Source organism: Streptomyces sp. NBC_00289, from assembly GCF_041435115.1.
Taxonomy (GTDB): domain Bacteria; phylum Actinomycetota; class Actinomycetes; order Streptomycetales; family Streptomycetaceae; genus Streptomyces.
This window is the reverse complement of the sequence record NZ_CP108046.1, coordinates 8,806,481-8,826,981: the sequence shown is the minus strand read 5'-3', so window position 1 is coordinate 8,826,981 and position 20,501 is coordinate 8,806,481. Positions and strand designations below refer to the sequence as shown.

Annotated in this window: 18 protein-coding genes; 13 read left to right on the top strand and 5 right to left on the bottom strand. The window is 71.9% G+C overall.

Features of this window, described 5'->3' with window-relative positions:
• Positions 1 to 124: 124 nt before the first annotated feature.
• Positions 125 to 562, bottom strand: a complete 438-nt coding sequence (locus tag OG985_RS39940; RefSeq protein ID WP_371673268.1) for a MarR family winged helix-turn-helix transcriptional regulator — start codon at positions 560 to 562, stop codon at positions 125 to 127.
• Positions 563 to 727: 165 nt separating this feature from the next.
• On the opposite strand from OG985_RS39940, the gene OG985_RS39935 reads away from it, so the two are divergent.
• The 5 genes from OG985_RS39935 to OG985_RS39915 all read left to right on the top strand — a co-directional run bounded on the left by OG985_RS39935 (position 728) and on the right by OG985_RS39915 (position 5,179).
• On the top strand, positions 728 to 1,825 hold the full coding sequence (locus OG985_RS39935) for a substrate-binding domain-containing protein (RefSeq protein WP_371673267.1): 1,098 nt from the start codon (positions 728 to 730) through the stop codon (positions 1,823 to 1,825).
• A 111-nt stretch (positions 1,826 to 1,936) separates the two neighbouring features.
• On the top strand, positions 1,937 to 2,218 hold the full coding sequence (locus tag OG985_RS39930) for an FmdB family zinc ribbon protein (RefSeq protein WP_371673266.1): 282 nt from the start codon (positions 1,937 to 1,939) through the stop codon (positions 2,216 to 2,218).
• Between the two features lie 80 nt (positions 2,219 to 2,298).
• Positions 2,299 to 3,546 (top strand): formamidase, encoded by a 1,248-nt coding sequence (gene fmdA, locus OG985_RS39925; protein ID WP_371673265.1) that lies wholly within the window; start codon positions 2,299 to 2,301, stop codon positions 3,544 to 3,546.
• Between the two features lie 20 nt (positions 3,547 to 3,566).
• The gene (locus OG985_RS39920) at positions 3,567 to 4,601 is read left to right on the top strand and encodes an alpha/beta fold hydrolase (protein ID WP_371673264.1); all 1,035 of its coding nucleotides are present in this window, start codon (positions 3,567 to 3,569) and stop codon (positions 4,599 to 4,601) included.
• A 2-nt stretch (positions 4,602 to 4,603) separates the two neighbouring features.
• Positions 4,604 to 5,179, top strand: a complete 576-nt coding sequence (locus OG985_RS39915) for a DUF1097 domain-containing protein (RefSeq protein ID WP_371673263.1) — start codon at positions 4,604 to 4,606, stop codon at positions 5,177 to 5,179.
• A 135-nt stretch (positions 5,180 to 5,314) separates the two neighbouring features.
• Here OG985_RS39915 and OG985_RS39910 read toward each other — a convergent pair whose 3' ends face one another.
• The 3 genes from OG985_RS39910 to OG985_RS39900 all read right to left on the bottom strand — a co-directional run bounded on the left by OG985_RS39910 (position 5,315) and on the right by OG985_RS39900 (position 10,908).
• On the bottom strand, positions 5,315 to 6,178 hold the full coding sequence (locus tag OG985_RS39910) for a 3-hydroxybutyryl-CoA dehydrogenase (protein WP_371673262.1): 864 nt from the start codon (positions 6,176 to 6,178) through the stop codon (positions 5,315 to 5,317).
• A 92-nt stretch (positions 6,179 to 6,270) separates the two neighbouring features.
• Positions 6,271 to 9,516: a fused isobutyryl-CoA mutase/GTPase IcmF gene (gene icmF / locus OG985_RS39905; protein WP_371673261.1), complete on the bottom strand. Its 3,246-nt coding sequence runs from the start codon at positions 9,514 to 9,516 to the stop codon at positions 6,271 to 6,273.
• A 171-nt stretch (positions 9,517 to 9,687) separates the two neighbouring features.
• On the bottom strand, positions 9,688 to 10,908 hold the full coding sequence (locus OG985_RS39900) for an acyl-CoA dehydrogenase family protein (protein WP_371673260.1): 1,221 nt from the start codon (positions 10,906 to 10,908) through the stop codon (positions 9,688 to 9,690).
• Between the two features lie 239 nt (positions 10,909 to 11,147).
• Between OG985_RS39900 and OG985_RS39895 the strand changes: the two genes are divergently transcribed.
• The 7 genes from OG985_RS39895 to OG985_RS39865 all read left to right on the top strand — a co-directional run bounded on the left by OG985_RS39895 (position 11,148) and on the right by OG985_RS39865 (position 18,924).
• Positions 11,148 to 11,972 carry an enoyl-CoA hydratase/isomerase family protein gene (locus OG985_RS39895; protein WP_371673259.1) on the top strand — a complete coding sequence of 275 codons (825 nt, stop codon included), beginning with the start codon at positions 11,148 to 11,150 and terminating at the stop codon, positions 11,970 to 11,972.
• A 149-nt stretch (positions 11,973 to 12,121) separates the two neighbouring features.
• Positions 12,122 to 12,754 (top strand): hypothetical protein, encoded by a 633-nt coding sequence (locus OG985_RS39890; RefSeq protein ID WP_371673258.1) that lies wholly within the window; start codon positions 12,122 to 12,124, stop codon positions 12,752 to 12,754.
• Positions 12,751 to 15,420: a putative PEP-binding protein gene (locus OG985_RS39885; RefSeq protein WP_371673257.1), complete on the top strand. Its 2,670-nt coding sequence runs from the start codon at positions 12,751 to 12,753 to the stop codon at positions 15,418 to 15,420. Before OG985_RS39890 ends, OG985_RS39885 begins: the two co-directional genes overlap by 4 nt.
• The gene (locus OG985_RS39880; protein ID WP_371673256.1) at positions 15,417 to 16,544 is read left to right on the top strand and encodes an acyl-CoA dehydrogenase family protein; all 1,128 of its coding nucleotides are present in this window, start codon (positions 15,417 to 15,419) and stop codon (positions 16,542 to 16,544) included. Before OG985_RS39885 ends, OG985_RS39880 begins: the two co-directional genes overlap by 4 nt.
• A gap of 31 nt (positions 16,545 to 16,575) precedes the next feature.
• Positions 16,576 to 16,995 (top strand): Zn-ribbon domain-containing OB-fold protein, encoded by a 420-nt coding sequence (locus OG985_RS39875; RefSeq protein WP_371673255.1) that lies wholly within the window; start codon positions 16,576 to 16,578, stop codon positions 16,993 to 16,995.
• Positions 16,992 to 18,146 carry a thiolase family protein gene (locus tag OG985_RS39870; RefSeq protein WP_371673254.1) on the top strand — a complete coding sequence of 385 codons (1,155 nt, stop codon included), beginning with the start codon at positions 16,992 to 16,994 and terminating at the stop codon, positions 18,144 to 18,146. Before OG985_RS39875 ends, OG985_RS39870 begins: the two co-directional genes overlap by 4 nt.
• Positions 18,147 to 18,213: 67 nt before the next feature.
• Positions 18,214 to 18,924, top strand: a complete 711-nt coding sequence (locus OG985_RS39865) for an SDR family NAD(P)-dependent oxidoreductase (RefSeq protein ID WP_371673253.1) — start codon at positions 18,214 to 18,216, stop codon at positions 18,922 to 18,924.
• A 170-nt stretch (positions 18,925 to 19,094) separates the two neighbouring features.
• Here OG985_RS39865 and OG985_RS39860 read toward each other — a convergent pair whose 3' ends face one another.
• Positions 19,095 to 19,748 carry a TetR/AcrR family transcriptional regulator gene (locus OG985_RS39860; protein ID WP_371673252.1) on the bottom strand — a complete coding sequence of 218 codons (654 nt, stop codon included), beginning with the start codon at positions 19,746 to 19,748 and terminating at the stop codon, positions 19,095 to 19,097.
• A 140-nt stretch (positions 19,749 to 19,888) separates the two neighbouring features.
• Here OG985_RS39860 and OG985_RS39855 point away from each other — a divergent pair, with 140 nt between their 5' ends.
• Positions 19,889 to 20,497: a TetR/AcrR family transcriptional regulator gene (locus OG985_RS39855; RefSeq protein ID WP_371673251.1), complete on the top strand. Its 609-nt coding sequence runs from the start codon at positions 19,889 to 19,891 to the stop codon at positions 20,495 to 20,497.
• The last annotated feature ends 4 nt before the right edge of the window (positions 20,498 to 20,501 follow it).

Below are 20,501 nucleotides of genomic sequence, written 5' to 3'. Positions count from 1 at the left end.
CGGCCCCGCGCGGCCGAGCCGCCGGACAGGTCCTGGAACCCCGATCCGTCTGACCGCCGGACGGGCCCCGAACCTCGGGCCCGTCGGGCTCCCGTCGTCGACCCCGTCGAAGGGCTCCCGCCCGTCAGCCCAGGCGCCTCGACGCCCGGTGGAGCAGTGTGCGCAGGAGGGCCGTCTCCTCGGCGCCGAGGGCGGTGACGATGTGGTCCTGTTCGCTCTCGACCGCTGCCGTCCAGCGGGTCAGCGCCTCGCGCCCGCGCTCGGACGCGAACACCAGGACGCGCCGCCGGTCCGCGTCGTCCACCCGGCGCAGGACGAGGTTGAGGGAGACCATGCGGTCGACGACCTTGGTCAGGGTCGGGGCCGTCAGCAGGGCGACTTCCGCGACCTCGGTCATCGGATGGCCCGCGCCGTCACCGAGGAACGACAGCACGCGCCACTCCTCGAGCGTCGCGCCCTCCGCCTTCAGCGCCTCACCGAGCCGTTGGACGACGCTCCGCTCCACGAGCGTGAGGGCTCGCGCCAGGTCGTGTTCGGATACGGCCGCCTGGGTCGTGGTCATCGTCCTGCCAAGTGTCGTCGTGGTCGTGGGGGGAGTGCACCGCAGCGATAGCGGTCGTGCGGGCTCACGCGGCGGACAAGGGACGCGTGAAGTGCTTCCACGATACAGTCATTTCCTTATCGCCGCGAAATATTCTCGTAGCAACCAATCGCTAGTGTGAGTCCTATGATCGAGAAGGCGTCTGTCCGGATCGGGTCCCCGGCAGGCCGGGCCGGGGACACGCTGGACGTCGCCCTGGTGATCCCGCTCCAGGGTCCCGCCGGGATCTTCGGTCCGTCCTGCGAGTGCTGCGCCCGGCTCGCGGCCGAGGAGGTCAACGCCGAGTCGGGCGTGCTGGGCCGGGAGGTGCGGCTGGTGCTCGTCGACGGCGGGGCGCCACCCGAGCAGGTGGCCACCGAGATCGACGCGCTGGTCTCGGGCGGCGTCGTCGACGCCGTGGCCGGCTGGCACATCTCCGCCGTCCGCGAGGTCGTCGCCCCGCGCGTCGGCGGGCGCGTGCCGTACGTCTACACCGCGCTCTACGAAGGCGGCGAGCGGTCCCCGGGCGTGTTCCTCACCGGCGAGACCCCGGCCCGTCAACTGCGCCCCGCCCTCCAGTGGTTCGCCGGTGAGCTCGGCATCCGGCGCTGGACGATCGTGGGCGACGACTACGTCTGGCCCCGCTCCTCCGCCCGCGCGGCCCACCGCTACCTGCGGGAACTGGGCGGCGAGGTCTGTGACGAGATGTACGTCCCGCTCGGCACCAAGGACTTCGGCCCGGCTCTGGCCCGCGTTGCGGCCAGTGACTGCGAGGCGGTCCTGATGCTGCTGATCGGCGACGACGCCGTGTATTTCAACCGCGCGTTCACCGCCGCCGGACTCGACCGGGACCACATCCGGTTCAGCTCGCTGATCGAGGAGAACGTCCTGCTGGCGACCGGCCCGGAGAACACCCGGGGCCTGATGACCTCGGCGGGCTACTTCGAGGACCTGCCGACCGCTTCCGGACTCGACTTCGCCGCCGCCTACGGACGGCGGTTCGGACCCGGCGCGCCGGTGCTCAACAGCCTCGGCGAGTCCTGCTACGAAGGCGTCCGCATGCTCACCGAGCTGCTGCACCGGGCCGGCGGGGTCGACATGACCCGGATTCAGGCGACCGCCGAGGGCCTCGAGTACGAGACCCCGCGCGGCACCGTCCAGATCCGCGACCGCCACCTGCATCAGCGGGTGTTCCTGGCCGCGGCCGACGGGCTGCAGTGGGACGTGCTCCAGCAGCTGCCGTAGCCGACACCGCGGCGCGGCCATCCTTTTACACGCACGTAACACGGCGAACCCTTGCCCAATTGCTTCGGTCGGAAATACTTTTTTCTCGAAGCTTTTGGAAGTGGGTTGTCCATGACCACATACCAGTACCGCTGCCCGGGCTGCGGTCCCTTCGACGTGATCCGTCCGATGGGCCGCGCTCTGACCGAAGAACCGTGCGCAATGTGCGGTGAGCGGTCCCGCCGGCTCTTCACCGCCCCGATGCTCCCCCGCACCTCCGCCCCCCTGGCCCGCGCCCTGCGGGCCCAGGAAGCCAGCGCACACGAACCGCGCGTCGTCACGGACCTGCCCCCGGCCCGCCGTCGGCCCGCCCCGGCCGGCGACCCCCGCCAGGCCCGACTGCCCAGACCCTGAGGCCGGTTCCTCCGGTTCCCAGCCCTGCCCGCCCGGTTCCCAGCCCTGTTCCCCCAGCCCCGACACGAAAGGCAGCCCCCATGCCCGAAGTCGTCTTCAGCGTCGACCAGGCCATGTCCATGCGCGACCAGAAGGTCCCCGGACACAACCGCTGGCACCCCGACATCCCGCCCGCCGTCACCGTGAAGCCCGGGTCGGACTTCCGCATCGAATGCCGGGACTGGACCGACAACCAGATCGGCAACAACGACTCGGCCAACGACGTCCGCGACGTCGATCTCACCCACGCCCACATGCTCAGCGGTCCCATCGCGGTGGAGGGCGCCGAACCCGGCGACCTGCTCGTCGTCGACATCCTCGACCTGGGGCCCGTACCGCAGTCCGAGGGCGAGGGCTCCGGACAGGGCTGGGGCTACACCGGCGTCTTCGCCAAGGACAACGGCGGCGGCTTCCTCACCGACCGCTTCCCCGACTCGTACAAGGCCGTCTGGGACTTCCACGGCCAGCAGGCCACCTCCCGCCACATCCCCGGCGTCCGCTACACCGGCATCACCCACCCCGGCCTCTTCGGCACCGCGCCGTCCGCCGACCTGCTGGCCCGCTGGAACGCCCGCGAACAGGCCCTCATCGACACCGACCCGCACCGGGTTCCGGCCCTCGCCCTGCCCCCGCTCGCCGACAACGCGCTGGCCGGTACGGCGACCGGCGAGACCGCCTCCCTCATCGCCGCCGAAGGCGCCCGCACGGTCCCGGCCCGCGAGAACGGCGGCAACCACGACATCAAGAACTTCACCCGCGGCTCCCGGGTGTTCTACCCCGTCCTCGTCCCCGGCGCCCTGCTCTCCGGCGGCGACCTGCACTTCAGCCAGGGCGACGGCGAGATCACCTTCTGCGGCGCCATCGAGATGGGCGGCTTCATCGACCTGCACGTCGACCTGATCAAGGGGGGCATGGAGAAGTACGGCGTCACCACCAACCCGATCTTCATGCCGGGCAACGTGGCGCCGCAGTACACCGAGTTCATCTCGTTCGTCGGCATCTCCGTCGACCACGAGACCGACACCAACCACTACCTCGACGCGACGATGGCGTACCGCAACGCCTGCCTCAACGCCGTCGACTACCTGACGACCTTCGGCTACAGCGGCGAGCAGGCCTACCTCCTGCTCGGCTCGGCCCCGATCGAGGGCCGGCTCAGCGGAGTCGTGGACATCCCGAACGCGTGCAGCACCCTCTACCTGCCCACGGCGATCTTCGACTTCGACATCCGGCCGAACGCCGAGGGCCCGAGAAAAGCCGACCGCGGCCAGTGCGCCGTCACCTCCTGAACGTCCCGAAAGGCAGCCCCATGAGTGACCATCTCACCTTCCAGCTGGGCGACTTCACCACCCAGAGCGGCGCCACCCTGCGCGGCGCGCACCTCGCCTACACCACGTACGGCGAGCTCGACGCGGACAAGTCCAACGTCATCGTCTACCCCACCTGGTACTCCGGCCGGCACTGGGACAACGAGTGGCTGATCGGCCCCGGCATGGCCCTCGACCCTGCCGAGTACTTCATCATCGTCCCGAACATGCTCGGCAACGGTCTGTCCACCTCGCCGAGCAACACCCCGCCGCCGTACGACCGCGCCCGCTTCCCCGACATCACGGTGTACGACCAGATCGCGGCCCAGCACAAGCTGGTGACCGAGGAGTTCGGCATCGAGAAGATCCAGCTCGTGACCGGCTGGTCGATGGGCGCCGGCCAGACCTTCCAGTGGGCCGTCAGCCACCCGGAGATGGTCGAGCGGATCGCCCCCTTCTGCGGCTCCCCACGCACCAGCGCCCACAACAAGGTCTTCCTGGAGGGCGTCAAGGCCGCGCTGACCGCCGACGCGGTCTTCGCCGGCGGCTGGTACGACGCGGACAAGTGGCCAACCACCGGACTGCGCGCACTGGCCCGGGTGTACGCGGGATGGGGCTTCTCGCAGGCGTTCTACTGGGAGAAGGAGTACGAGAAGCTCGGCTACACCTCCCTGGAGGACTTCCTCGTCGGCTTCTGGGAGGGCTTCTTCCTCGACGGCCGGGACCCCAACAACCTGCTCACCATGCTCTGGACGTGGCAGAACGGTGACGTCGGGCGCACCCCCGGCTTCGACGGGAACACCGAGGCGGCGCTGGGCTCCATCAAGGCGACCACGCTCGACATGCCCGCCGAGAAGGACCTCTACTTCCCGCCGGAGGACGAGGCCTGGGCCGTCAGCCACATCCCGGGCGCCGAACTCCGGGTGATCCCCGGCATCTGGGGTCACTTCGCCGGCGGCGGCAGCAGCCCCGCGGACACCGCGTTCATCGACACCGGTATCAAGGAACTGCTGGCCAAGCCGGGCGGGTTGGCGTAGCCATGAAGAGCAGACTGCCGCACGAGGTCAGCGCCTCGATCATCGCCTTCGCCACCGTCTTCCTGCTGCTCAGCCCGCTCCACATGCCGACCTGGGCGATCTTCATCACCTGGGCCGGAACGTTCATGCAGGGCGGTCCGAGCATCCCCAACGCCATCTCCATGATCACCGCCACCACGACGGGGGCGGGGTTCGGTGTGGTGGCCGTACTCCTCAACCGGGAGACGGGCACGATGTTCGGCACCGGGGAGTTCGCCCAGACCCTGGCGCTGGGCGTGGTGATCTTCTTCGTCAACGGCACCCTGCTGGCCACCGGCCGGCTGAGGCCGTTCGCTCTCATCCCGGGCATGTTCTTCGGTTTCGCGTCCGTCTTCGCCACGTACTTCGGCGGCTTCGGCTACGACGCCGGCCACCTGGACGCCGCCTTCGTCAGCGCCGCCGCCATGTGCGCGCTCGGCCCGCTCTGCGCCGTCCTCGGACTGCGCCTGATGTTCGCTCCCCCGGCCACCACCCCCGAGCCCGCGGAGCAGCACCGGGCCGAGGAGGTGACAGCCGGAGCCGGCGAGGCGACCGCCTGACAAGGTGGGTCGCACGAGCCGATGAGGCGCAGGGGCGGGCCGGCCACCGGACCGCCCCTCGCCGTCCTCGCGTCCCCGCTCTCGGGCGGAAGGTCGTGGAACCCACGGTCGGACGAAGGGGTCGTGGAACCGCCGTCACACGGCGTGGTCGTAGAACCCCTGGCCGCTCTTGCGGCCCAGCCGGCCGGCGGCGACCATGCGGCGCAGCAACGCGGGAGGCGCGTACAGCGGCTCCTTGAACTCCTCGTACATCGACTCCGCGACCGCCTGTGCGGTGTCCAGACCGATGAGGTCGAGCAGGCGCAGTGGACCCATGGGGTGGGCGCAGCCCAGTTCCATACCGCGGTCGATGTCCTGCGCGGTCGCGGCTCCGGCCTCCACCATCCGCACCGCGGCGAGCAGATAGGGCACGAGGAGAGCGTTGACGACGAACCCGGAGCGGTCGCTCGCCTCGACGACCTCCTTGCCCAGGGCCTCGGAGACGAAGGCCCTGGCCCGTACGACCGTGTCGGGGCTCGTGGTCAGGGCCGGAATGATCTCCACCAGCGCCTGTACCGGTACGGGGTTGAAGAAGTGCAGGCCCAGGACATGGGTGGGCCGCCGGGTCGCCACCGCCAGGTCCACGATGGGAATCGACGAGGTGTTGGTGGCGAGAACGGCCTCGGGATCGGTCACGACCTGGTCGAGGGTGCGCAGGACACCCGCCTTCAGGTCGCGGTTCTCGGCGACGGCCTCGATCACGAACTGGCGGTCGGCCATGTCCTTGAGGTCGGCGGTGTAGCTCAGCCGGGAGCGCGCACCGTCGCGCGCCTCTTCGGTGATCTTGCCGCGGCGCAGACCACGGTCGAGGGAGGCCTCGACGCGCCGGCGGCCGGCCGTGGCCGCGTCGGAGGACGACTCGGCGACGAGGACGTCGACACCGCCCAGGGCGGCGACTTCGGCGATGCCGGAGCCCATGAGGCCGCAGCCGACGACACCGAGACGCGAGACAGTTTCCATGCGGGTGGCCCTTTGCGTAGGACGAGGGGACGGGGAGACGAAACGGAACAGGCTTGAGGTCAGGTCCTGTTGAGCGCCTGTTCGGAGCGGGATCAGACGTTGCGGCGGTATTCCCCGCCGACTTCGAAGAACGCCTCGGTGATCTGCTGGAGCGAGCAGACCCGGGCCGCGTCCATCAGGACGGCGAAGACGTTCTCTCCGCTGGTGGCGGCGCGCCTGAGTTCGGTGAGGGCGGCCTCGGTCTCGACGCGGTGACGGCCGCGGAAATCCTCGACCCGGGCGAGCTGGGACTGCTTCTCCCCCTCGGTGGCGCGGGCCAGCTCCACCACCTGGTGGTCGCTGTCACCGCCCGGCCTGCGGAAGGTGTTGACCCCGATGACGGGGAGTGTGCCGTCGTGCTTGCGCTGCTCGTAGAGCATCGACTCGTCCTGGATACGGCCGCGCTGGTAGCCCGTCTCCATGGCGCCGAGAACTCCCCCGCGCTCGCTGATCCGCTCGAACTCGGTCAGTACGGCCTCTTCGACGAGGTCGGTGAGTTCGTCGATGACGTACGAGCCCTGGAGCGGGTTCTCGTTCATCGCCAGACCCCACTCGCGGTCGATGACGAGCTGGATGGCGAGTGCCCGGCGGACCGAGTCCTCGGTCGGGGTGGTGACCGCCTCGTCGTAGGCGTTGGTGTGCAGGCTGTTGCAGTTGTCGTAGACGGCGATGAGTGCCTGCAGGGTGGTGCGGATGTCGTTGAAGTCCATCTCCTGCGCGTGCAGGGACCGGCCCGAGGTCTGCACGTGGTACTTGAGTTTCTGGCTGCGCTCCCCCGCCCCGTACCTCTCTCGCATGGCCACCGCCCAGATGCGGCGGGCCACCCGGCCGAGCACCGAGTACTCGGGGTCCATGCCGTTGGAGAAGAAGAACGACAGGTTGGGCGCGAAGTCGTCGATGTCCATGCCGCGTGCCAAATACGACTCGACGTAGGTGAAGCCGTTGGAGAGCGTGAAGGCGAGCTGGCTGATGGGGTTCGCGCCGGCCTCGGCGATGTGGTAGCCGGAGATGGACACCGAGTAGAAGTTGCGTACGCCCTGCTCGATGAACCACTCCTGGATGTCGGCCATCATCCGCAGGCTGAACTCGGTGGAGAACAGGCAGGTGTTCTGGCCCTGGTCCTCCTTGAGGATGTCGGCCTGGACCGTGCCCCGCACGTTCTGCAGGACGTACGCCCGGATCTCGCCGGACTCCTCGGCGGTCGGTTCGCGGCCGTGCTCGGCGGTGAAGGCGTCGAGCCGCTGGTCGACGGCGGTGTTGAGGAAGAAGGCGAGGACCGTGGGCGCCGGGCCGTTGATGGTCATGGACACCGAGGTGGTGGGCGCGGTGAGGTCGAAGCCCGCGTAGAGCGCCTTCATGTCGTCGAGGGTGGCCACAGAGACGCCCGACGTCCCGATCTTGCCGTAGACGTCGGGGCGGACGGCGGGGTCGTGGCCGTAGAGGGTGACCGAGTCGAAGGCGGTGGACAGCCGGGTGGCCTCACTGTGCCGGGAGAGGTAATGGAAGCGGCGGTTGGTGCGCTGCGGGTCGCCCTCGCCGGCGAACATCCGAGCCGGGTCCTCGCCTTCGCGCTTGAACGGGAACACACCGGCCGTGAACGGGAACCTGCCCGGCAGGTTCTCCGCACGCAGGAAGCGCAGGAGTTCACCGTGGTCCTCGTAGCGGGGCAGGGAGACGCGCGGCACGAGGCTGCCGGAGAGCGACTCGCGGACGAGGGCGGTGCGCAGTTCGCGGCCTCGGACCACGGTCACCAGTTCCTCGCCCGAGTACGCCTGTACGGTCTCCGGCCAGTCCGCGAGCAGGCGTCGCGTGGACGGGTCGATGCCGCCCTCGGCGTCGGCGAGCAGCTTTTCGACGTCGGCGGTGGGTGCCCCGGCAGCGGTCAGCTCGTCCCGTACGGCGGTCAGCCGCTGGACGCGCCGGGCGGCCCGGGCCTGGGCCGCGGTGCCGGCGTGGTAGCCGCGTACGGTCTCGGCGATCTCGGCGAGGTAGCGCACCCGGGCGGTGGGCACGATCTGCGCCGCTCCGCTGGAGTGCCGCACGGTGGTCACCGGGAGGGTGCCGGGGGCGGCCGGGAGCCCGTGCTCGGTGAGCAGGCCGAGCAGGTGCTGGTAGAGGGCGGTGACGCCGTCGTCGTTGAAGGTGGCGGCGCTGGTGCCGAAGACCGGCATGTCCTCCGGCCGCGAGGTGAACGCCTCGCGGTTGCGCACCAGTTGGCGCCCGACGTCACGCATGGCGTCCGCCGCGCCGCGCCGCTCGAACTTGTTGATGGCGACCACGTCGGCGAAGTCCAGCATGTCGATCTTCTCGAGCTGGGAGGCGGCACCGAACTCGGGCGTCATGACGTACAGCGAGACGTCGGAGTACGGGGCGATGGCGGCGTCACCCTGACCGATGCCGGGGGTCTCGACGATGACCAGGTCGTATCCGGCGGCCTTGCAGGCGGCGATGGAGTCGGCGAGGCCTTCGGGGAGTTCGTGGTGGCCGCGGGTGGCCAGGGACCGGAAGAAGACCCGGTCGCCGTCGAGGGAGTTCATCCGGATCCGGTCGCCGAGCAGCGCCCCGCCGCCGCGCCGCCGGGTCGGGTCGACGGCGAGCACGGCCACCCGCAGCTTGTCCTGCTGGTCGACGCGCAGTCGCCGTACCAGCTCGTCGGTCAGGGAGGACTTGCCCGCGCCGCCCGTGCCGGTGATGCCGAGGACGGGTACGGAGCGCGCGGCCGCGGCGGCGCGCAGCGCCCGCAGGTCCTCGTCCGGCACCGTGGCGCACTGCAGGGCGCTGAGCATCCGGGCGAGCGCGGGGCGTTCGCCGGCCAGCACGGAGGGGAGCCGCGCGGGGGTGTCCCGCCAGGGAGCGGAGTCGCAGTCCCTGACGATGGTGTTGATCATTCCGGCGAGGCCCAGGCGCTGGCCGTCCTCGGGGGAGAAGATCCGCACCCCCGCCGCGGCGAGGCGCTGTATCTCCTCGGGGACGATCACCCCGCCGCCCCCGCCGAACACCTTCACATGGCCGGCGCCGCGTTCGCGGAGCAGTTCGGCGAGGTATTCGAAGTACTCGACGTGGCCGCCCTGGTAGGAGCTGACGGCGACACCCTGGACGTCCTCCTCCACGGCGGCGTCCACGATCTCGCCCACCGAGCGGTTGTGCCCGAGGTGGACGACCTCGGCACCCTGCGCCTGGAGGATGCGCCGCATGATGTTGATCGAGGCGTCGTGGCCGTCGAAGAGGCTGGACGCGGTGACCAGGCGCACGGGGTGCTGCGCCTGGTGAAGTTGCGGTGCGGGCAAGCCAGCGGTCACGATGCACTCCGGCATTTACTAGGACGTCCTAGTATTCTAGGGTGGGAAAACCGCACGACCCCGGGGAGCCGGAAGCACTCCCCGCGTCATACGGCTCCAGCAGCTTCCCCCATGAACTGGCTGTAGTCAATGACAAGTAAGTAGGACTCCGGGCCGGCGACCGACACCTCGTCAGGAGCCGTCGCCCACGGCCGGCCGGGGTTGCCGGTACGGCTTCACCGCACGGCGCGCGATGGCGAACCGATGGGTCTCGGACGGGCCGTCGTAGATCCGGAACGGCCGCACCTCTCTGACCAGACGCGCCAGCGGGGCGTCCTCGGCCGAGATCCCCAGCGCGCCACAGATCTGCACCGCCCGGTCGACGATCCGGCCCACGGCCTCCGCCACGAAGACCTTGGACACCGAGGAGAACTGCGCGGCAGCGGCGGAGCCGTTGTCCAACTCCCAGGCCGTACGCCAGATCAGCGCGCGGCTCGCCTCTATGTCGATCTCGGAGTCGGCCAGCATCTGCTGCACCATGCCGAGATCCCCGAGCAGCGAGCCGAACGCCTCGCGGGTCCCGGCCCGCTCCAGGGCGACGTCCCGGGCGCGGGTCGCGGCGCCCAGCCAGCGCATGCAGTGCGTCAACCGGGCCGGACCCAGGCGGACCTGGGCGTTCTCGAAGCCCCGGTGCACCTGGCCGAGCACCTGCCCCTCGCCCACCACGCACTCCTCGAACGCGACCTCGCTGTGTCCGGCGAAGAGGCTCTCGTCGAGCGTGTCGATGTTCCTGACGATGCGCATGCCCGGGTTGCCGGCGTCGACGAGGAACATGGTGGCACCGCCCGAGCCCCCGGGGCTGCCCTCGGTGCGGGCCATCACGATGGTGAAGTCGGCGCCGTCGGCCCCCGTGATGAACCACTTGCGCCCGTCGATGCGCCAGCCACCCGGAACCCGCACCGCCGTGGTCCGCAGCGCGCGCGGGTCCGCGCCGGCGCCCGGCGCCGGTTCGGTCATCGCGAAGCACGAGCGGTACTCGCCGGCGGCCAGCGGGCGCAGGTAGCGCGCCTTCTGCTCCTCGGTGGCCACCTTGTCGAGCAGGTGCATGTTGCCCTCGTCCGGAGCAGCGCAGTTCAGCGCCAGCGGGCCGAGCACGGAGTACCCGGCGGCTTCGAACACCACCGCCTGACCACGCAGGTCGAGCCCGTGCCCGCCCCACCGCCCGGGAACGTGCGGCGCGAACACGCCCGCCTCACGAGCCCCCTTCTGCAGGGCCTCCCGCAGCGCCTGCGGGGCGTCGTGGACGGACCCGCCGCACTCGCGCTCGGCCGGGATCACCACCTCGCGGACGAATTCCGCGGTGGCCTCGGCAAGCCGGGCGACTGACGGATCGACATCGAACTGGATCGGCACGGTTCCTCCCGCCGACAGGCGTGCGGGCGCCGGTGCCCGCCGCATCGCCGAAACTGTACAACGAATTAAGTATCTTTCCCCCGGTCGACAGCGAACATCCCGCTGTCCAGCGAAGGCCTACAGAGAAAACGAACGACCATTGCCGAAACTGTATGACGGGTCCAGTATGTGAGCACCGTTTCGACGAGCCGTTCCCGACGACGAGAGACGGCCGTCTCCACGATGGGAGAAGACCTCCGATGAGCACCCAACCGGTCCGGGTCGTCCGCCACCCCGACGGAGTCGTCGAGCTGCTGCTGGACGACCCCGGACGGGGAAATGCCCTGGATCTCCCCACCGCCGAGGCCCTGCGCGACACGGTCGCCGGGGTCACCGCGGATCCCGGCCGCGCGGTCCTGCTACGGGCGGCGGGGGGCACCTTCTGCGTGGGCGGTGACCTGCGCGCCTTCACCGGCCGGGGCGCCGACACCGCCTCCTATGTGCACGCGGTCGCCTCCGCCGCGCACGAGGCCGTGCGGGCCCTGCACGAGCTGCCGGTGCCCGTGGTGAGCGCCGTGCGCGGCGCGGCGGCGGGCGGCGGGATCGGGCTGGCCCTGGCGGCCGACGTCGTGGTGGCGGCCCGGTCCGCGCGCTTCCGGCTGGCGTACACGGCGATCGGGCTCACCCCCGACTGCGGCGCGTCCTGGGTACTGCAACGGCTGCTGGGCCCTCGGCGGGCGGCGGACCTGATCCTCACCAACCGGGTGCTGACCGGCGAGGACGCCGAACGGTGGGGACTGGTGTCCCGGCTCGTGGACGAGGACGAGCTGGACGACAGCGCGTACCGGACCGCCGCCGACCTCGCGGCCGGGTCCGGTACGGCACTGCGGGCCGCGAAGGAGCTGCTGCGGGCGGGCGCCGAGGCGCCGCTGGAGAGGCAGCTCGCCGAGGAGGCGCGCTCGATCGCCGCCCTGGCCGGCGGGGCGGAGGCCCAGGCCGCGATGGAGTCGTTCCTCGCCGCCAGGTCCCGCGTCAGGGCGCCCTCGACGCCGCCGGCACCGGAGTCGCGGCAAAGTGTTTCTTGAGTACCTCTTCACTAACAGGGTGGCCTGAGCGTAACCTCCGGGCAACACCGATCGCAGTCAGCTGCGACGCACCACCCACCGCGGTCCCAGCGACCCGGTCACCGTCGCCGCGCGGCCTGAGCCCGCGCCCCACAGGAGAAGGTGTGGACATGCATCCTGCTGCCGCGGAGCGGACAGACACGTTCGACAAGTCCCTCACCGAAGCCGTCGTCGACCTCGTACTGCGCGGCATGTGGCGCGGGGTGCCGGAGGCCCGCTACCGCCCCCTGGTCGACGCCGGGCTCGCCATGGTGAAGGGCCCCATGGTGCTGCCCACCGAGTACGCCAAGAACGCCGTGGCGAGGACGCTGCGGATTCCGGCGGACTCGGAGCACCGGGAGCGGATCAACGCGGTCTACGAGGCGTTCCTGCCGGTCAACCGCACGGTGCGCGAGGTCTGCACGGCCTGGCAGTGCCGGCCCGACGGCAGTGTCAACGACCACACCGACAGCGTCTACGACGCCGGGGTGCGCGAGATGCTGGAGGACGTGCACGAGGCCATCCAGCCGGTGCTGCGCAGGCTGGAGCGGCTGGTCGCGGGCAGCGGCCGGTATCTCACCGGCCTGGAGGAGGCGCTCGACCAGTTCGACGACGGGGGCGCCCAGTGGCTGGCCTCCCCGCTGTGCGACTCGTACCACACCGTGTGGATGCGGCTGCACCAGGAACTGCTGCTGGTCCTCGGGATCAGCCGGGCCGAAGACGAGGTCCTGGAGGAGAAGCTCGTCCGAAGGAGCCGGGGGTGAGCGTCACCGACCGGCCGGCCGGCGCCGTCGCCCCGCCGGAGGCCGCCGGCCTCGCCCTGGTGCCGTACGGCCAGGGACTGATCCGGGGACTGGACGCCGACGGCCTGGGCGCGCACGGCGTCGCGATGGACCGGCTGGTGGCCCTCGGGCTGCCGGTGGTACCGGGCCTGACCGTGCCCGCGGGCTCCGCGCGGGCGCTGGCCGAGCCCGGCACCGCACGGGCGGCCGTCGCACTCGTCGAGCAGTTGTCGGGACGCAGGGTCGGCGACCCGGCCCGGCCGCTGCTGCTACGGCTGTCGGCGAGCGCGCCGGGCGAGGTCGCCGGACTGCCGCCCGACCTCGCCTGTCTCGGCGTCACACCGAGCGACGCCGACAACCTGTGCGCGGTCATCGGCGGCGCGGAAGCGCTCCACGAGGTGTGGGCGGCCACCGTCCGGATGATCGCGGAGTACGCCCTCGGCATACCGGCCGCGGTGCTGGACGACGCTCTCCTGGACGCCCCGGAGCCCCGCGCCCGGGTCGAGGCACTGCTCTCCCTGGTCGCACGGCACGCCGAGCGGCCCTACCCCGACGACCCGGCCGAGCAGCTCGCCCTGGCCGCCCGGGCGGTCCTCGCCCGCTGGGACTCACCGCGCGCACGCAGATCACGCCGGGCCCAGAAGCTTCCCGCCGACCTCGGCATCGCCCTGCACGTACAGGCGCTGCGCATCGGCCCCGCGGAACGCTCCGGCTACGGCACGGCGGTCAGCCGCCACGCCGCGACCGGCCGCTTCGGCGCCCAGGGCGCCTTCTTCCGGGGGGTGCGCCGCAGCGCGCCGCCCCCGCACACCGGTGAGCCGCTGGAGAAGCTGTCGACGGGCACGACCCTCCTCGACCACGCGCTGCTCACACTCGAACGCCATCTGCACGCGCCGGTGTCCGTCGACTTCGAGGTGCGCGACGGCGAGATCTCCCTGCTCGCCGCCTCGGCACAGAGCCGTCCGCCCCTGCGCGCCTCGGTGTGCCTGGCGGCGGACCTGGCCCGGGACGGCGCGCTGGAGAAGGCACAGGCGGTACGCCGGATATCTCCCGCGCAGGTGCAGGAGCTGCTGCACCCGCAACTGAGACTGACCGGCGACGAGGACCTGCTCGTGCGCGGGCTGGCCGCCTCCCCCGGGGCCGCGGCCGGTGTCATCGCGCTGTCCGGCGAACGCGCCCTGGAGCTGGCCGCCGAGGACACCCCCGCCGTGCTGGTGATGCACGAGACCACCCCAGCCGACGTCCCCGGCATGCTGGCCGCCGCCGCGGTACTCACCTCCAGCGGAGGCATCGCCTCGCACGCGGCCGTGGTGGCACGCGGCGCCGGCAAGCCCGCGGTGTGCGGCGCGGAGGGACTGCGGGTGGACCGGGCCGCGGGCACGGTCCACATCGGCGACCGGCTGCTGCGCGAGGGCGACGCGGTGTCGCTCGACGGCCGCACCGGAGCCGTCTACGCCGGAACGCTGCCGGTCACCGTCGCCGGCCCGCCGCCGGAGCTGTCCACCCTGCTGGGGTGGGCGGACGGGGCGCGGCGGCTCGGGGTGCGCGCCAACGCCGACACCGCGGCGGAGGTGGACACCGCCGTCGCCCTCGGCGCGGAGGGTGTGGGCCTGTGCCGTACGGAGCACCAGTTCCTCGGCGAGCGGCTGCCGCTGATCCGCGGGGTGATCCTGGCCGCCGACCCGGCGGCCCGCGACGAGGCGCTGCTCGCCCTGGAGCACGCACAGCACGAGGACTTCAAGGCGCTGCTGGCCGCGGTCGGCGACCGCCCGGTCACCGTGCGCCTGCTGGACGCGCCGCTGCACGAGTTCCTGCCCGCTCCCGGCGAGGCCCGGGACGCGGCCGAGGAGCAGCGAGCGGCGTCGCTGCGGGAGGCCAACCCCATGCTCGGGCTGCGCGGCGTGCGTCTGGCGCTGCTGCACGAGCGGCTGTACCCGGCGCAGGCCGAGGCGCTGTTCTCGGCGTGGGCCGAGGTGGCGGCGACCGGCGTCCGGCCCGAACTGGAGGTGATGATCCCGCTGGTCAGTCTGCCGAAGGAACTCCGGGCCGCCGCTTCCTTCGTGCGCGAAGCCGCCGCTACGGTGTCCGCTCGCACCGGTGTCGACGTGCCGTACCGGCTGGGCACCATGATCGAGACTCCGCGGGCGGCCCTGCTGGCCGCCGAACTCGCCGAGCACGCCGAGTTCTTCTCCTTCGGCACGAACGACCTCACCCAGCTCACCTACGGCTTCTCCAGGGACGACGTGGAACGCCAGGTGCTCGCCTCGTACCAGGAGCGCGGGTTCCTCACCGCCAGCCCGTTCGCACGGCTCGACCCGCACGGGGTCGGCGCGCTGATCGCCCTGGCCGTGGAGCGGGCGAGGAGCGTACGGCCGGACATCAAGCTCGGCGTGTGCGGTGAGCACGGCGGGGACCCCGAGTCGATCGCGTTCTGCGACGACCTGGGACTGGACTACGTCTCCTGCTCGGCGCACCGCGTGCCGGTCGCCCGGATGGCGGCGGCGCACAGCGCGCTGCGGCGCGAGGGCAGCCGGAGCGACGGCGACGGAAGTGGCAGTGGCAGTGGCAGTGGCAGTGGCAGTGGCAACGGCAACGGCAACGGCAACGGCAACGGCAACGGCAACGGCCAGAACAGGACGGCGACATGACCACCGTGACCGGCCCGGCGGGCGGCGTGAGCGAGGCGTCCGAGGCCGACCTCGATGATCTGCGCGAGACCGTGCGGTCGGTGTGCGCGGACGCGGGCGGCATCGCCGCGGCGCGCGAGCTCGACGAGGGCTCCCCCGGTATCCACGCCGCCCTGTGGGACACCCTCGGCCGTCAGGTGGGGCTCGCGGCGCTCGGCCTGCCGGCGGACGTGGGCGGGATCGGCGGCCTCGCGGAGATCGCCGTGGTCTGCGAGGAACTCGGCAGGACGCTGGCGCCGGTGCCGCTGCTGTCGTCCACCGTGCTGGCCGGGCAGGTACTGGCCGGCTGCGGTACCGCTGCGAAGGCTCTGACGGAGGTGGCCGAAGGCCGGGTGCACGCGCTCGCGGTGGCCGCGCCCGACGGTGTGTGGCGGCCGGACGCCGTGCCGGTGGGGGTGACGTGGCGCGGTGGCGTCGCGGTCCTCGACGGCACCGCGCCGTTCGTCCTGGACGGGGCCGACGCCGAGGTCCTGGTGGTCGCGGCCACCGGTCCCGACGGCGTGGACCTGTTCCTCGCCGACCCGCACGAACCGGGCGTGACCGTCCGCCGGGTGCCCACACTGGACCTGAGCCGCGGCCAGGCGGTGGTCACCTTCACCGGTGCCCGGGCCCGTGCGCTGACCGCCGGGGGCGAGGGTACGGAGGTCGTCACGCGCTCCCTGGACACGGCCCTGGTGGCACTGGCCGCCGAACAACTGGGCGGCGCGCAGGCGGCGTTGGACATGACCGTCGCGCATGTGCGGGACCGTACGCAGTTCGGCAGGTCGATCGGCAGCTTCCAGGCGGTCAAGCACACCTGCACCGACATGCTGCTCCAGGTGGAGTCCGCGCGGTCCGCGGTGGTCCGGGCGGTCCGCGCGGCCGGGACACCGGAAGCGCTCGCGGAGGCCGCGGCGGTGGCACAGGCCTGGTGCGGCGAGGCGTTCACCTTCGTCGCGGCGGAGTGCGTCCAGCTGCACGGCGGCATGGGCTTCACCTGGGAGCACGACGCGCATCTGTACTTCCGGCGCGCACAGTCCGACGCCGTGCTTCTGGGCGGTGCCGCGCACCACCGGGAACGGCTCGCCGGGCTGCTGGGCTGGTAGCCCGCAGCCGGTAGGAGAACAGGACGACAGCATGACCAGCAGACTCATCGACGACGGCCTGTTCGACGGCGCGGATCCCCCACGCCTCGTGGGGGCGCGCTGCACGGGGTGCGGCACCGTCGTCTTCCCCCGGCAGGACTCCTGCCCCAGGTGTTCGGACGGGACCATGTCGGCACACCCGCTGCCCCTGCGGGGGCGGGTGTGGTCGTGGACGCTCCAGGCGTTCCCGCCCAAGCCGCCGTACCGGCCGCCGGCCGACGGTCACCGGCCCTATCACGTGGGCTATGTGGACCTCGGCGAGGTGCTGGTCGAGGCACGCCTCGAGGTCTCCCGCCAGGAGGTGGAGATCGGACTTCCGGTCCGACTCACCACCACCCCCGCGTACCAGGACGAGGACGGGACCGACGTGCTGACGTTCGCGTTCCGTCCGGACCGAGGAGGCCGGCGATGAGCCGGGCGGACGAGATCTACGTGGTCGGATGCGGGATGCACCCCTTCGGCCGCGACGAGACGGTCACCGGGATGGACATGGCCGTCCGCGCGGCGCGGGAGGCGCTGGCCGACGCCGGTGTCACCTGGGAGGACATCGGCTACGCGGCGGGCGGCTCCGACGTGTCCGGAAAACCCGACACGCTCGTGGGCCGGCTGGGGCTGACCGGTGTGCCGTTCGTCAACGTGCAGAACGGCTGTGCGACCGGAGCCTCGACGGTGCTCGCGGTGGCCAACGCGCTGCGGGCGGGCGAGGCGTCGCTGGGCCTGGCCGTGGGCTTCGACAAGCACGAACGGGGCGCGTTCCACGTCTCCGCGGCCCGGTACGGCCTCCCCGACTGGTACGCGGAGACCGGGATGATGCTGACGACCCAGTTCTTCGCCCTCAAGACGCAGCGCTACCTGCACGAGCACGGCATACCGGAGCGGGCGCTGGCGACGGTGGCCGCGCGCGCCTTCCGCAACGGCTCCCGGCACCCTCTGGCCTGGCGGCGCAAGGAGCTGACGGAGGAGGAGATCCTGCACTCCGCCGAGGTGAGCCCGCCGCTCACCCAGTACATGTTCTGCTCTCCCGGCCAGGGCGCGGCCGCCCTGGTACTGGCCCGCGGCGACCGCGCGTTCGACCTGTGCGAACAGCCGGTGAAACTGGCGTCCCTGGCCTTCCGGACCAGACGGTTCGGCTCGTTCGAGGTCTTCTCGCCCTGGCTGCCGCCCGGACCGCATCGCTCCCCGAGCGTCGACGCGGCGGAGGCGGCCTTCCGGGGGGCCGGTCTGCGGCCCGCCGATGTGCGGGTCGCGCAGTTGCAGGACACCGACAGCGGCTCGGAGTTGATCCACCTGGCGGAGACCGGGCTGTGCGGCCACGGCGAGCAGGAGGAACTGCTCGCCGCGGGAGACACCGAACCCACGGGCCGGATCCCCGTGAACACCGACGGCGGGTGCCTGGCGGGCGGCGAACCGGTCGGGGCCTCCGGGCTGCGCCAGTTCCACGAGGTCGTACGGCAGTTGCAGGGCCGCGCGCCGGGAACGCAGGTGCCGGGCCGGCCCCGGGTGGGCTTCACCCACGTGTACGGGGCGCCGGGAATCAGCGCGTGCGCGGTGCTGACGGTCTGACCGGACCGCCCCGCCCCCGCCCCGCACACCGACAGCGGCGACCGCCGCGGAACCGAGGAGCCGTGCCATGAGTGAGAGCAGAACCGCCCTGGTCACCGGTGGCGCGCGCGGGATCGGCGTGGAGATCTGCCGGCAGCTCGCGGACCGGGGGCTGCGGGTTCTGGTCGGGGCGCGCAGGCGGGAGGCGGCCGCGGAGGTGTGTCACGCCATCGGCCCGGCGGCATTGCCGCTCGCCCTGGACGTGGGGTCCGCGAGCAGCGTCGCCGAAGCGGTGCGGGAGGCCGGGGAACTGGTCGGTGGCGGGGGCGGAATCGACGTCCTGGTGAACAACGCCGGGGTGTCCCTGGACGGCGACCTGCGGCCGCCGTACCTCGACGAGGACGTCCTGCGCAGCACCCTGGACATCAATCTCGTGGGTGCCTGGCGCATGGCCGAGGCCGTCGTCCCGGGCATGGTGCGGGCGGGGTACGGGCGGGTGGTCAACCTCACCAGCTCGTACGGCTCGCTGGCGCTGATGGACTCCGGCCGGCATCCCGCCTACCGCGTCTCCAAGACCGCGCTCAACGCCCTGACCCGGATGCTCGCGGGCGAGTTGACCGGCACGGGCGTTCTGGTCAACGCGGCCGACCCCGGCTGGACCCGCAGCGCGATGGGCGGCGCCTCCGCCCCTCGCGGGCCGGAGGTGGGCGCGGACACCCCGGTCTGGCTGGCGACCCTTCCGGAGGGCGACGGGACGACGGGCGGACTGTTCGCCGAACGCAGACCGCTGCCCTGGTGAGCCGTGTCCCCGCGCCGGCGAGCCGCCCCCACCGGTGTGGCGAACCGTGCCCTCCCGCTGGTGCCGGTGCCGTCACCACGAGCCGTGTCCCCGCGTCGGCGAGCCCGGTCCCCACTCGCGTGGTGGTCCGGGAGACGCCCCCCGGCGTGAGGCGCCGGCACCCGCTCGTCTCAGGCCGACGCGGCCGTGGCGCTCTGGTCGGCGGCGACGATCCGCAACGCCAGCGCCCTGACCGCCTCCTGCACGCTCCGGGAGGGCAGCCGGGACAGCGGCCCTCCCTCCGCCCGCAGCGCGGTCACCAGGATGGTCGTACTGATCAGGGTGCGCACCGCGAGCGCCTGCGAGGCGTGCCGCGCCTTGGCGGCCCGGGGGCTGCGGGTGCTGCTCTCGGGCAGGTAGTCGTACGCCCGCTGGATGTGCCGCTGCTCGAACTCGTCGCGCAACAGCTTGATGTTGCCGTTCGCCGAGGCGATCTGGACCTGGTAGAGCCGGGCCTCGTCGGGGTTCTTCTCCACCCAGTCCCACACGGCGTCGATGACGCGCGTCAGGCCCTCGGCGTCACCCGGCTCGGTGTCCGGCCGGGCCGTCTCCACGACGGTGTTCAGCTGGTCGAAGACCCGCCGCATGGCCAGTTCGAGCAGCTCCTCCTTGCCGGCGAAGTGGTAGTAGACGGCCGTGGGCACCACCTCGGCCTCGTCCGCGATGTCCTGCACACTGGTCTCCGCGAAGCCGTTGCGGCCGAACACCCGGACAGCGGCGCTGATGATGTGCTGGCGTCGCGAAGGACGGTGGGCGGGCTGCTTGCCGTTCGTGGTGGCCATCATGCTCCCTCGCGGTTGCCGCGACCGGGGCACCTGCGCCTCGGCGTACTGACCATGTTATCCAGTTACTCCCCCAGGTCGGACCCGTAAATCCTGGCACCCAGGTGGATCTGGAGCACGGAGATCACTGCATACTTGACAGCATGACTACATCCGGAACCCGCGCAGCTCACCGCCCTTCGCGCCGGCAGTGGGTCATCGAAGCAGCCACGGAGCTCTTCGCCACCCAGCCTCCGGACGAGGTGACGGTGGCCGACATCGCGGCGCGGGCGGAGATGACGTCGGCCGCGGTGTACTACCACTTCTCCTCCAAGGACCAGGTCCTGGTCGAGGGTATGCGGGTGTTCGCCGCGGCGCTGCGTGAACAGGTGGAGTCTCTCACCGAGGCGCACCGGCCGGGCTCGGACATCGGACCGGTCGTCACGGGGCTGGTGGTCTGGCTCAGCGAACACCGCTCCGCCGCCACCGTGTTCTTCGTGTCCTCGGCCGGCATGAGCCAGGAGGCGGAGGCGCTGCGCCACGAGATCCGCACCCAGCTGCTGGACGAACTGGTGCGGCTGGTCGGCAAGGGCCGTGAGCCGGTCTCGGAGGCGGAGGCGGCCGTCATCGGCCTGGGGGTGCTGGCGCTGCTGGAGACCGCGGCGGTCTCGCAGGTCCGGGGCGACGACGTCTACCGCTCCCTCGGGCACCGCTCGTTCCTCCACGAGGTCGGCCGGCTGGCCGAGCGGATCGCCGATCCGGCGGCGGAGTAGCGGG